This is a genomic window from Kitasatospora sp. NPDC097643 (genome assembly GCF_040302625.1).
In the GTDB taxonomy this organism is placed as follows: domain Bacteria; phylum Actinomycetota; class Actinomycetes; order Streptomycetales; family Streptomycetaceae; genus Kitasatospora.
The window spans coordinates 15536-27720 of the sequence record NZ_JBEOSA010000094.1; the positions used below are offsets into that span (position 1 = coordinate 15536).

Genomic DNA, 12185 nt, shown 5'->3' on the forward strand with positions numbered 1-12185 from the left:
GGGTCGGTGAGGGCAGTCGTGGGAACAGTGACAGCGGAGACAGGAGACGAGCGGTGAAGAGCACCCCCCAGGAGCGGCCGGTCGCCGAGGCCCCCAGCCTCCAGGAGCTCCAGCAGCGGGCCCTGGCCGCCGCCGCGCCCAAGGCGTACGGCGCGGGCGCGGCCATCGTCTGCGACCGGCTGGTCCGGATCTTCAGCGCCGAGGGCATCGAGGTCCAGGCGCTCCAGGGCCTGGAACTGACCATCGACCAGGGCGACCTGGTGGCCCTGGTCGGCGCCTCCGGCAGCGGCAAGTCCACCCTGCTCACCATCCTCGCCGGACTCGACGTGCCCACCGCCGGCACCGCGACCGTGGCCGGGTGCGACCTGCTGGAGATGTCCACCAAGGAACGGCTGCGCTACCGCCGCGAGGTGGTCGGCTTCATCTGGCAGCAGACCGCCCGAAACCTGCTGCCCTTCCTCACCGCGGCCGAGAACATCGCCCTGCCCATGCAGCTGCGCGGGCGTCGCTCCGGGGCCGGAGGATCGAGGCGACAGGCCGCCCGGGTAGGCGAGTTGATGGAGGCCCTGGAGATCGGCGACCTCGCCCGCCGCCGCCCCGGCGAGCTCTCCGGCGGCCAGCAGCAGCGGGTCGCGATCGCGGTCGCGATGGCCAACAACCCGCCCGTGCTGCTCGCCGACGAGCCCACCGGCGAACTGGACTCGGAGACCGCCGGGGTGATCTTCGAGTCCTTCCGGACCGTCAACCGGGAGCTCGGCGCCACCGTCGTCATCGTCACCCACGACCCGATGGTCGCGGGCGAGGTCCGTCGCACGGTGGCCATCCGGGATGGCCGGACCAGCAGCGAGGTGCTGCGCCGCACCGTCACCGACGAGCACGGCGAGGAGTCGGTCAACGAGCGGGAGTACGTGATGCTCGACCGCACCGGGCGGGTGCAGCTGCCGGTCAAGTTCCTGGAGGCGCTCGGGATGGAGCACCGGGTGGCGGTGGACCTCGCCGCCGACCACATCGAGGTCCGACCGGACGACCTCGCGGGGCACTGAGACCGGTTGTCGGAGCCGGCGGGCGGCAGGCCGTGTGCGGGGATGTCAGCCCTCGTCGCCCATCCGCTGGAAGAGTCCGCTGCCCTCGGCGTCCGCCCGGAGGTCGGACGCGCCCTCACCGGCGCGTTCGCCCCGGGCGGCGGAGGTGCAGAGGGCGAAGACGAGCAGGGCACTGGCCGCCACGGCGAGGATGCCGACCGCGGTCAGGACGCGAAGCCAGGTCATGTGGTGCCTCCCTGGGGACGGTGCGGGGAACGTCGCCGGGGATGTATCGGCAGTTCGCTTCGCACGGTCGAGTGTCCAAGGGCGGTTCTTCCCGTGGGCCGCCGCGCGAGAGGTCGCCCGCGCGGGCGCTCGAAGCATCTGAGGGGCGCGTTACGCTCCCTCGCGCGCCCCCGTGGGGGTGGGGGAGACAGCGGCGGCCCGGCCCTCGGCGAGGGTGCGGAGCACCGCCAGGTCCGGCTTCCCGGCCGAGGTCAGCGGAATCCCCGGCAGCAGCAGGATGGTGTCCGGCGCGCACCGCGGCCCGCCGTGCTCCAGCGACCAGCGGTGCAGCTGGTCCACCGTCAGCCGCGACCCGGGCGCGGCCGCCACCGCGGCGTGCACCCGCTCCAGCCGGTCCGGGCCGGTCGTCGCGAACATCACCGCCTCCCGCACCTCGGGGTGGGCGCGCAACGGACCCTCCACGTCCCGGGGGAACACGTTGTGCCCGTCCACGATCGCCATCGGGTCACGCCGCCCGGCCACCGTGAGATAGCCGGCCGCGTCCAGACTGCCCAGGTCGCCGGTGTGCAGCCAGCCGTCCCGCAGGACCCGCGCGGTCAGCTCCGGGTCGCGCCAGTAGCCGGCCATCACGGTCGGGGACCGGACGCAGATCTCCCCGGTCCGGCCCGGCGGCAGCCCGCGGCCGTCCTCGTCCACGATCCGCACCTCGGTGTCGGGGAACGGGCGCCCCGCGGTGGTCAGCAGCCGCGGATCCAGGTGCTCGTCCGGGCTCAGCCGGGACACCGGCCCGCACTCCGTCAGGCTGTACGTCTGGTGCAGCACTCGCCCCAGCCGCCGGGTCGCCTCCGCCAGCCGCTGCGGCGACGGCAGGCAACCGGTGTAGCCGACGCGGCGCAGGCTGCCGGTGTCGGTACGGGGCAGCGCCGGGTGGTCCAGCACCTGGTAGAGCAGGTGCGGCGGCAGGTACGCCCGGGACACCCGGAACCGCTCCACCGCCGCCAGCACCGCCCCGGCGGCGAAGCCGTCCTGCAACACCACGGTGCCGCCCGCCGCCAGCGCCAGGTCCGCGGTCGTGCCGCCGCCGTGGCAGAACGGGGTGCAGAGCAGGAACACCGCGCCGGACGGGAGCTCCGGCCGGGGCGGGCGGGCGAACGGGCGCAGCACCCCCTTCGGCCGTCCGGTCGTCCCTCCGGTGAACCGGACCGCCATGATGTCCTCGGGCCGGTAGCGGGGTGCCAGCGGGGCGGGGGAGTGGGCCGCCGCGAGCTCGGCGAGGTCCGCGCCGAGGGGCGGTGGGCCGAGCACCGTCGAGCCTGGAGTCGTCGAGCCCGGAGCCGTCGGGCCGAGTGCGAAGAGTCCGACCGAGGGCAGCGCCCGGGCGATCCGCCCGGCGGCCGCCGCGCAGCGGGCCGGGTCGAAGACCAGGGCGTCCGTCCGGACGAACGCGGCCGCCGCCACCTGTTCCGCGACGGGACCGTCCGGGTAGGGCAGCGCCACCCGGCAGCCCAGCAGGTTCGCGGCCAGCCGCACCAGCACCGTCTCCGGACGGTTCCCGGCCAGCACGGTCACCCCGTCCCCGCGCCCGAGGCCGGCGGCCGCCAGGGCCCGGGCCGTCCGGTACACGCCGTCCAGGCAGTCCTGCGCGGTCAGGGCGGTTTCCCCGTAGCGGATCGCCACCCGCCCCGGATTCCGCGCCAGCCCGGCCAGCACCAGCCCGGTGTACGTCGGGGCCGCCGACTGCTCCGCCACGTTGTGCCCTTCGCCGGATCGCCTGATGGGCCGTCAGCTTAGGGCCTGGGGTGGAGGAGGGGTCGGGGCGGGTGGTGGGTTGTTCGGGGCCCGGTGGGCGTCCGGGGGTGGGGGCCTGGGGGAGGAGGGTCGGGGCCTCGCGCTGTCAGGGGGAGGAGGAGAGCGAGCGGCAGGGCGGAGCGGGACTTGTTACTGTTCCCGGTCGACACGAACGGGGGACAGGGTGAGCACCACGACGGACGAGGCCGCGGCGCCGGACGGGCGCAGGTCGGAGGAGGCGCCGCGCGGCGTCGTCGACCTGCGGGGCGTGGCCGGACCGGCGTTCACCGTGCGCTACCCGGTCGACGCCGTCGTGGTGGTCTCCGGCCTCCCCGGGGCCGGCAAGAGCACGCTGCTGCGCCGCTGGTCCGCGCCCGACGCGGGGCCGGTTCGGACGGTCGACCCGCGTGCCGTGCACGAGGCCTGCGAGGCCGTCATGCCGGCGAGCCTGCCGTACGCGGTCTACCGGCCGTGGGCCAGGCTGGAGCACTTCCGGCTGCTGCGTTCCTCGGTCCGGCGCGGCGGGCCGCTGCTGGTGCACGACTGCGGCAGCCGCGCCTGGATGCGCCGTTGGCTGGCCCGCGAGGCCGCGCGGCAGGGGCGGGAGCTGCACCTGGTCCTGCTGGACGTCGGCGCCGCCACCGCGCTCGACGGTCAGCGCGCCCGGGGTCGGCACGCCTCGGTCCGCGTCTTCGCCCGGCACCGCCGCGGCCTGGAGCGGCTGCTCGCCGCGTTCACCCGGCACGCCCGGGCGGGTGCGCCGACGCCGGTGCCGGAGGCGGTGTCGGTGCTGCTGCTGGACGCGGTCTCCCGGGCCCGGGCAGCGGCGGTCCGGTTCGGTCCGGGGCGCTGAGAGCCCCGGTCGGTCGGACCGGGCGGGGGTGCGGGTCCTCGCCGGGGACTGGCGGCTGCTTACGGCGTACGCCCCGTTCGACGTGTTCTTCTGCGACGGCGGCGGCAAGCGTGACGACCCCGACCTGGTCGTCGACCTGCTCGCCCCCGGCGGTCTGCTGATCCTGGACGACTTCACCCCCTCGCCGCACTGGCCGCCCCGTTTCGAGGGCGCCGTCGACGAGCTCCGGCTCGGCTACCTGACGCACCCGGCACTGGAGGCCACCGAAATCCTGACCACGCCCGGCAGTTCCGCGACCCTCGCGGTCCGGCGGGGTTGACCGGCCGGGGAGGATGGACGGATGACGACGATCGAGACCTCCCGCCTGGTCCTGCGCCGCTGGCACGAGCACGACGTCGCGCCGATGGCCGCCGTCAACGCCGACCCCGAGGTGATGCGCTGGATCGCCGACGGCCGGGTCCGCACCGAGGCGCAGACCCGGCTCGGCATCGAGGCGATGGAACGCACCTGGGACACCGACGGCATCGGCATGTTCGCGGTGGAGCTGCGGGCGACCGGCGAGCTGGCCGGATTCACCGGTTTCGCCGTCCCGAACTTCCTGCCCGAGGTCCTGCCCGCCATCGAGATCGGCTGGCGCCTGGGCCGTGCCTTCTGGGGCCGGGGGATCGCCACCGAGGCTGCGGCGGCGGCCCTGCGGTTCGGCTTCGAGGAGCACGGCCTGGACAGGGTGGTCAGCATCGCCCAGATCGGCAACGCCGCCTCCGAACGCGTCATGGCCAAGATCGGCCTGCGGCCCGAACGCGAGACCGTCACCCCCGGGACCGGCCGTGCCGTCCGCGTCCACCACCTGACCCGTGCCGAGTACCGGGGCGCAGCGGCGGTTCCGACGCCGCCGGGCGACGCGTGACCGGGGTAACACCACGTCAGGGGGCGGAGCGCTGGGAGAATCCGGGGAGCAGAGTCCGTCACGGAGAGAGGTCACACCCCGCATGCCCAGCAGCGCCGCCGTCGACAGCCCGTGGTTCCGCCGCTTCAACCCGGCGGACGCCGCGCCCGCCCGGATCGTGATCTTCCCGCACGCCGGGGGATCCGCCAGCTACTACCTGGACCACGCCAACGCGCTGGCGCCGTACGCCGACGTGCTGGCCGTGCAGTACCCCGGGCGGCAGAACCGCTTCGCCGAGGCGCCGATCGACTCGGTGCCGGGGCTCGCCGAGCAGGTGTACCGGGAGCTGCGCGGCTGGGCGGACCGCCCGATGACCTTCTTCGGGCACAGCATGGGCGCGGCCGTCGCCTTCGAGACGGCCCGGTGCTTCGCCCGCGACGGCCTGGCGGGGCCGGAGCGGCTGTTCGTCTCGGCCGGCCGAGCGCCCTCGCTGCCCCGGGACACCTCCGTGCACCGGCTGTCCGACGACGCCCTGCTCGCCGAGATCGTCCGGCTCGGCGGCACCGACGAGCGGATCCTCACCATCCCGGCGCTGAAGGAGCTGGTGCTGCCGTCGCTGCGGGCCGACTACACCGCGATCGAGACGTACCGCTGCGCGCCGGACGCGACCGTGTCGCAGCCCATCACCGCCCTGGCGGGGGAGGGCGACGCGAACGCGACGGTCGAGCAGGTCGCGCAGTGGGAGCGGCACACCACCGGCGGGTTCGAGCTGCGGGTCTTCCCGGGCGGGCACTTCTACGTGGCCGACCAGGTCGAGGGCGTGGTGAAGGAGCTGACCGCGCACCTGCGGGGCTGAGTGCGGCGGCGGCGCCGGTGCGCTCCGCCGACTGCTCGGCTACTGTGCCTGGTTGACGTTCAGTCGACGTTCACTCGGCTCCACCGGGAGGCTGCTCATGCGTCGGATCGCCGTGGTCGGGGCGGGCCAGGCCGGCCTGCAACTCGCGCTGGGGCTGACGGCCGGCGGGTACCGGGTGACGCTGGTCGCGGAGCGCACCCCGGAGCAGCTGCGCGGCGGGCGGGTGCTGTCGACGCAGGCGATGTTCGGCCCGGCGCTGCGGATCGAGGCGGCGGCCGGGTTGGACCTGTGGGCGGACGAGGCGCCGGCGGTGTCCGCGGTGCGGGCGGTGCTCACCCCGAGCCCCGGGATCCGGGCGCTGGAATTCACCATGACGCTCGACGAGCCCGCCCAGTCGGTCGACCAGCGGCTCAAGCTGGCGCGCTGGCTGGAGCTGCTGGCGGAGCGCGGCGGCCGGATCGAGTACCGGACGCTGGACCGGGTCGGCCTGCACGAGCTGGCCCGGCGGCACGAGCTGACGGTCGTCGCGGCCGGGCGCGGCGGGCTGTCCGGGGTGTTCGAACGGGACGCCGCCCGTTCGTCCTTCGACCGGCCGCAGCGCACCCTGTCCTGCCTCTACGTGCACGGCGTCGGATCGCCCGACCCGGCCACCGAGCCGCGGGCGCGGATGCACGCGCTGCCCGGCCTCGGCGAGCTCTACCTCCAGCCGGCCCTGACCGCTTCCGGCCCGTGCGCGATCCTGCTGTGGGAGGCGCTGCCCGGCGGGCCGCTCGACGTGTTCGGCGACGCCCCGCCGCCCGACGTCCAACTGGCCCGGATCCGCGCCCTGTTGCTGGAGTACCTGCCGTGGGAGGCGGAGCTGTGGGCGGCGGCCGAGCCGACCGACGCCGGGGCCGGTCTCTCCGGCGCGGTGACCCCGACGGTCCGTCGGCCGGTGGCGGAGCTGGGCGCTGGCGTGGACGCCGTACACGTGCTCGGCCTCGGTGACGCGGTGGTGGTGAACGACCCGATCGCCGGCCAGGGCGCGAACAGCGCGGCGCGGGCGGCGGAGGCGTACCGGCGGGCGATCGTCGAGCACGGCGAGGCCCCGTTCACGGCGGACTGGATGCACCGCACCGCCGAACGGTTCTGGCAGCAACACGCCCGGCACACCGTGGAGTTCACCACGGCGATGCTCACCGTTCCGGAGCACGTGCAGGGGGTGTTCGCGGCTGCCGCCGAGCACGGGGCGGTGGCCCGTCGGCTCGCCAACACCTATGCGGAGCCGAGCGACCACGCCGCCTGGCTGGCCTCGCCGGAGCTGACGGCCGCGTACCTGGCCTCGCTCGGCTGACGGCTCCCGCCAGCCTTTCGGCTCGGGCGGTAGCGGTCCGTAGTCGTCCGTGCCGTCGTACCCGTGCCGTCGGATCCGTCCGTGACCCGGCAGCCGCGCCTGCCACGGCGGGGCGCCGCTTGCCTTCGGCGGCCGCCCGGGCTGAGGCTGGAGGGGGACGGCAACGGGTGCGGGAGGCGTCGCGCGTGGACGGGCGGAATCCCCCCGAGCAGGCCCGCAGCGGTCACCGGACCGTGCCGCACACGGCGGACCTGCGGGTGGAGGCGTGGTCGCCGACGGCCGAGGGCTGCATCGGCGAGCTGGTGAGCGCCCTGGTCGGGAGCTTCGCCGACCTCTCCGGCGCGCCGATCCTCGGCGAGCGCGCCTGCACCGTCGAGGCGGTGAGCGATCCGGACCTGCTCGTGGGCGTCCTGGAGGAGGTCGTCTACCGGATGGACGCCGACGGCGAGCTCCCGGTCGCCCTGACGCTGGAGCCGATCCGGGGTCTGGACGGTGCGCGCAGCCTTCGGGTGCGGTTCCGGATGGCCGACGCGGCCGGCGCCGTCCAGATCGGTGCGGTGCCGAAGGCCGTCTCCCGGCACGACCTGAGGCTGAGCGCCGGCCCCGAGGGCTGGACCTGCGGGGTGACCGTGGACGTCTGACCGGTTGTCGAGGTACCGGCCGTGGAGGTACCGGTCGTGGTGGTGCCGGCCGTGGCGCTGCCGGCCGTGGAGTGTCGGCCGTGGAGGTGGGTGAGCGAGGTGGAGATCGTACTGGAGGAGGCGGGCCGCTGCCGCTGGCGGATCGAGCCGCGCCCGCCGATGCGCGTGCCGGGCGTGGTCTTCGCGACCGCCGGTCTGCTGCCGCAGGCCGCCGGGGACCGCGCGCTGGAGCAGGTGGCGAACGTCGCGACCCTGCCCGGGATCGTCCGCGCCTCCTTCGCGATGCCCGACGTGCACTGGGGCTACGGCTTCCCGATCGGCGGGGTGGCGGCGACCGACGTCGAGCAGGGCGGCGTGGTCTCGCCCGGCGGGGTCGGCTTCGACATCTCCTGCGGGGTCCGGCTGCTGGCGGCCGGTGTCGCCCGCGAGGAACTCGACCACGAGCGGATCGTCCGGCTGATGGACCTGCTGGACCACGGCGTCCCGCGCGGCCTCGGGCGCGGCGGCCTCTGGCGGCTGGACGGGCCCGGCGAACTGGACGAGCTGCTGCTCGGCGGAGCCCGCTACGCGGTCGAGCACGGCCACGGCGTGCCCCGCGACCTGGAGCGCTGCGAGGACCGGGGGGTGCTGGACGGCGCGGCCCCGGGCGAGGTGAGCACCCGGGCCGTCGAACGCGGCCTCCAGCAGGTCGGCAGCCTCGGCTCGGCCAACCACTTCCTGGAGGTCCAGGCCGTCGACCAGGTGCCGGACCCGGAGACGGCGGCGGCCTTCGGACTGCACCCCGGCCAGGTGTGCGTCATGATCCACTGCGGTTCGCGCGGCCTCGGCCACCAGATCTGCACCGACCACGTCCACGCCATGGACCGCGAGCTGCACCGCCACCGGATCGAACTCCCCGACCCGCAGCTTGCCTGCACCCCGGTCGACTCGCCGCGCGGCCGCGCCTACCTGGGCGCCATGGTCGCCGCGGCCAACTACGGGCGGGCCAACCGGCAGCTGCTCTCCGAGGCGGCCCGGCGCGCGTTCGCCACCGCGCTCGGGGTGGGCCTGGAGCTGGTGTACGACGTCTCGCACAACCTCGCCAAGCTGGAGACCCACGAGGTCGACGGCACGCGGCGGAAGCTCTGCGTGCACCGCAAGGGCGCCACCCGCGCCCTGCCGCCCGGCGATCCGGAGCTGCCCGCCGACCTGGTCCGGGCCGGCCAGCCGGTGCTGGTGCCGGGGACGATGGGCACCGCCTCGTACGTGATGGTCGGGCTGCCCGACAACGAGGCGTTCCGCTCCGCCTGCCACGGCGCCGGGCGGGTGTGGAGCCGGCACCAGGCACTGCGGACGGTACGCGGCGAGCGGCTGAAGAGTGACCTGGAGACGCAGGGGATCGCGGTCCGGCCCGCCTCGTGGCGGGCCCTGGCGGAGGAGACACCGCAGGCGTACAAGGACGTGGACGCGGTCGCCGCCGCCACCGAGGCGGCCGGGCTGGCCCGGCAGGTCGCCCGCCTGGTGCCGCTGGGCGTGGTCAAGGGCTGACCCGGTCCGTCGCTCGCCCGGTGCCCCGATCCGTCGACCCCGCGGTGCCTCGATCGGTCGCTCGCCCGATCCGCCGATCCCCGGATTCCGGTCGTGTCTCTCGACAGGGCCGCCCCCGGCCGCTTTGATGGCCGACGCAGCCGTCACAGGAGGTGGTGCGCCATGCCAGGGGACGAGTCCGGGAGCGGGGCGGGACCGGGCACCGGGAGGACCCCGGTGATCGAACTGCGGTCGCTCACCAAGCGTTACGGCGCCACCGTCGGCATCGACCGGCTCGACGTCACCGTCACCGCCGGCGAGGTGTTCGGCCTGCTCGGCCCGAACGGCGCCGGCAAGACCACCACCCTGCGCTGCCTGGTCGGGCTGCTCGGCCCCACCGACGGGCAGGTGCGGGTGCTCGGCCTGGACCCGGTGGCCGACCACCGCCGGCTCGCCCCCTCGCTCGGCTACCTGCCCGGCGAACTGCGCCTCTACCCCGAGCTCACCGGCAAGCAGACCCTCGACCTGCTCGCCGCCCTCCAGGGCGCCCCGGTGCCGCGCCAGGGAGAGCTCTGCGCGCGGCTCAAGCTCTCCCGCGCCGACCTCGGCCGGGCGGTCGGCGAGTACTCGCGCGGGATGAAGCAGAAGCTCGGGCTGGTCCAGGCGCTCCAGCACCGGCCCGAGGTCGTGGTGCTGGACGAACCGACCGAGGGGCTGGACCCGCTCGTCCAGGAGACCTTCTTCGAACTGCTCACCGAGGAGACCGGAGCCGGGCGCACCGTCCTGCTCTCCAGCCACGTGCTGCCCGAGGTGCAGCGGGCCTGCGGGCGGGTGGCGATCGTGCGGCGAGGGCGGCTGGTCACCGTCCGCTCGGTCGCGGAGCTGCGCCAGGCCCGGGCCCGGCGGGTCCGGCTGGTGTTCGCTGACGGGCAGGGTGCCCGGCCGCTGGGCGCCGCCGAGCGGTGGTCGCCGCGCTGGGACGGGGAGCGGGTCGAGCTGCTGGTGCCGCCGGACGAGGTGGTCGCGGCCGTCCGTACGCTGCTCGCCGAGCTGCCGGTGGCCGATCTCACCGTCGAGGAGGCGGGTTTGGACGAGGCGTTCCTGGACCTGTACCGCTCGGACCTCGACGGCCCGCCTGCCGTTGACGGTGCCGACGGTGCCGACGGTGCCGACGGGGTTGACGGCGTCGACGGCGCGGTCGGGGCGGAGGGCCGGTCATGAGCCTTGGGACCGTCAGCCGCCGCCTCCCGCTGGTCTGGCTCGCCCTGCACCGGCGCCGCCGGATGCTGCTCTCGCTGCTGCTGGGCGTGGTGGTCTTCGAGACGCTGATCGTGGTGATCGCCGGGACCGTCCCGCCCACCGACCTGTTCGGCGGCGCCCGGCGCAACCCGCCCGGCGCCTTCAAGGCCTTCAGCGGCTCCAACGGCGACGTCTCCATCGCCAGTTACCCCGGCCTGCTGGGCGCCGGACTCACCCACCCGTTCTGGATCGCGCTCCAGCTCACCGTGATCGGCTCGCTCGGGGCCGCCGCCGTCGCGGCCGACGTCGAGTCCGGCACCATCGAGCTGCTGATGACCCGCCCGGTCTCCCGACGCCGGCTGCTCGCCGAACGGGCCGGCGCGCTGATCGCCGCGTCCACGCTGCTCAACGCGGCCGCCACGCTGACCGTCGCGCTCGGCGTGGCCTTCTCCCCGAAGCTGCGCGACGCCGTCCCGGTGGGCGGGGTGTTCGCGGCCGGACTGCTCGGTTGCGCCTTCGCGTTCTGCCTCACCGGGCCGGTGCTCGCGGTGTCGGCGCTCAGTCGGCGGCGGGCGCACGTGGTCGGCGCCGCCGTGGTCTTCGGCGCGGTCGGCTTCGCGCTCAACTTCGTCGCCCTGGCGTGGTCACCGGCGGCGCCACTGCGCTACCTCAGCCCGTTCCACTACTACACGCCGGGCGACGCGCTGGCCCACGGGGGCGTCCCGTGGGCGGCGTTGGGCGTGCTGCTCGGGGTCGGGGCGCTCGGGCTGCTGGCCGCCTTCCGGCTGCTGGAACGGCGTGACCTGGCGATCTGAGGCCGGGAGGGCGGGCCTGGTCGGGGCGGGCCCGGTCGTGCCGTCAGCAGGCCCGCGCGGCGGCGAGCAGGCGTTCGCGGACCAGCGCGACGTGCGGGTTGGCGGAGCCGGCCGGGCGGCGGACCAGGTAGGCGGTGTTGATCGGCGGGTCCGCCGGCTCGTGCAGCAACCGCAGGGCGCCGGAGGCGAGTTCGGCCCGGCAGAGGTAGCCGGGCAGCACACTCCACCCGGCGCCCGCGGTGACCGCCGTCAGGACCGCCCGCAGGTCGGGGACGGTCACCGCCGCCCGGGCGTGCAGCCCGCGGTCGAAGACGTGCCGCCAGTACCGGCGGGCGATCGGCAGGTCCTCGGCGTAGCTGAGCAGCGGGACCTCCGCCAGCGCGGCCGGCAGCTCCCGGCCGGCCAGCCGCTCGGCCCACACCGGGGCGGCGACCAGGACGAACTCCTCGTCGGCGAGCGGTTCGGCGGTGAGGGTACGGCCGCGCGGGCGCCGGGTCGCCACGACCAGGTCGTGCCGGCCGGCACGGAGCTCCTCCAGCAGCGGATCGGTCAGCCCGGTGGACACCCGCAGCCGGACCCCTTCGGACACCAGCGGTGCCAGCGCACCGAGCAGGACGGTCCCCAGGAACTCCGCCGGCCCGGCCAGGTGCACCGGCTCCGGGGCCGCTCCGGTCCGGCCGTCGGCGACGCCCGCCAGCTCGTCGAGCGGGGCCGACAGCCGGGCGGCGAGGTCGTCCGCGAAGGGCACCGGGGTCACCCCGCGGGCCCGGCGTTCGAACAGCTCCCGGCCCAGCCGCTGCTCCAGCGCCCGCATCTGCGCGGTGACCGTCGACTGGGACAGGCCCAGCTGGTGCGCCGCCGCGGTGAAGGAACCCGAGCGGTGCACGGTCAGGAAGGTGCGCAGCTGGTTGACTCGGACTGTCCGCCGTCGGCCGCCGCCTGGGCCCGCAGCAGGCACACCTGGGTCCGGCCGGCCACCGGGCCGGGGTCGCCGCCGGGC

At 75.6% G+C, this 12185-nt stretch carries 13 protein-coding genes; 10 read left to right on the forward strand and 3 right to left on the reverse strand.

Annotation, left to right across the window (positions count from 1 at the left end):
• Window positions 1-53 precede the first annotated feature (53 nt).
• Entirely contained in the window at window positions 54-1043 is a 990-nt protein-coding gene (locus ABTY15_RS36620; protein ID WP_350605539.1) for an ABC transporter ATP-binding protein, read from the forward strand.
• A gap of 45 nt (window positions 1044-1088) precedes the next feature.
• On the opposite strand, the gene ABTY15_RS36625 is transcribed toward ABTY15_RS36620, so the two are convergent.
• Both ABTY15_RS36625 and ABTY15_RS36630 read right to left on the reverse strand, forming a co-directional pair.
• Entirely contained in the window at window positions 1089-1268 is a 180-nt protein-coding gene (locus ABTY15_RS36625) for a hypothetical protein (RefSeq protein WP_350605542.1), read from the reverse strand.
• A 150-nt stretch (window positions 1269-1418) separates the two neighbouring features.
• On the reverse strand, window positions 1419-3017 hold the full coding sequence (locus ABTY15_RS36630) for an AMP-binding protein (RefSeq protein WP_350605545.1): 1599 nt from the start codon (window positions 3015-3017) through the stop codon (window positions 1419-1421).
• A 223-nt stretch (window positions 3018-3240) separates the two neighbouring features.
• Here ABTY15_RS36630 and ABTY15_RS36635 point away from each other — a divergent pair, with 223 nt between their 5' ends.
• The 9 genes from ABTY15_RS36635 (at window position 3241) to ABTY15_RS36675 (ending at window position 11185) form a co-directional block, all read left to right on the forward strand.
• Window positions 3241-3909, forward strand: coding sequence for an AAA family ATPase (locus ABTY15_RS36635; protein WP_350605547.1), 669 nt, complete (start codon window positions 3241-3243; stop codon window positions 3907-3909).
• A gap of 28 nt (window positions 3910-3937) precedes the next feature.
• Window positions 3938-4228, forward strand: coding sequence for an O-methyltransferase (locus ABTY15_RS36640; protein ID WP_502893676.1), 291 nt, complete (start codon window positions 3938-3940; stop codon window positions 4226-4228).
• Between the two features lie 21 nt (window positions 4229-4249).
• Window positions 4250-4816 carry a GNAT family N-acetyltransferase gene (locus tag ABTY15_RS36645; RefSeq protein WP_350605550.1) on the forward strand — a complete coding sequence of 189 codons (567 nt, stop codon included), beginning with the start codon at window positions 4250-4252 and terminating at the stop codon, window positions 4814-4816.
• An 82-nt stretch (window positions 4817-4898) separates the two neighbouring features.
• Window positions 4899-5651, forward strand: coding sequence for a thioesterase II family protein (locus ABTY15_RS36650; protein WP_350605554.1), 753 nt, complete (start codon window positions 4899-4901; stop codon window positions 5649-5651).
• Between the two features lie 97 nt (window positions 5652-5748).
• Window positions 5749-6984 carry a styrene monooxygenase/indole monooxygenase family protein gene (locus ABTY15_RS36655; protein WP_350605557.1) on the forward strand — a complete coding sequence of 412 codons (1236 nt, stop codon included), beginning with the start codon at window positions 5749-5751 and terminating at the stop codon, window positions 6982-6984.
• 185 nt (window positions 6985-7169) lie between these two features.
• Window positions 7170-7625 (forward strand): archease, encoded by a 456-nt coding sequence (locus tag ABTY15_RS36660; protein WP_350605560.1) that lies wholly within the window; start codon window positions 7170-7172, stop codon window positions 7623-7625.
• Between the two features lie 99 nt (window positions 7626-7724).
• Window positions 7725-9152, forward strand: coding sequence for an RtcB family protein (locus ABTY15_RS36665; RefSeq protein WP_350605564.1), 1428 nt, complete (start codon window positions 7725-7727; stop codon window positions 9150-9152).
• A 216-nt stretch (window positions 9153-9368) separates the two neighbouring features.
• The gene (locus tag ABTY15_RS36670) at window positions 9369-10352 is read left to right on the forward strand and encodes an ABC transporter ATP-binding protein (RefSeq protein ID WP_350605568.1); all 984 of its coding nucleotides are present in this window, start codon (window positions 9369-9371) and stop codon (window positions 10350-10352) included.
• A complete protein-coding gene (locus ABTY15_RS36675; RefSeq protein ID WP_350605572.1) occupies window positions 10349-11185 on the forward strand; it encodes an ABC transporter permease subunit in 837 nt (278 codons plus the stop codon). Before ABTY15_RS36670 ends, ABTY15_RS36675 begins: the two co-directional genes overlap by 4 nt.
• Window positions 11186-11228: 43 nt before the next feature.
• Here the strand turns inward: ABTY15_RS36675 and ABTY15_RS36680 are convergent, their stop codons facing one another.
• Window positions 11229-12143, reverse strand: a complete 915-nt coding sequence (locus ABTY15_RS36680; RefSeq protein WP_350605575.1) for a LysR family transcriptional regulator — start codon at window positions 12141-12143, stop codon at window positions 11229-11231.
• Window positions 12144-12185: the final 42 nt, after the last annotated feature.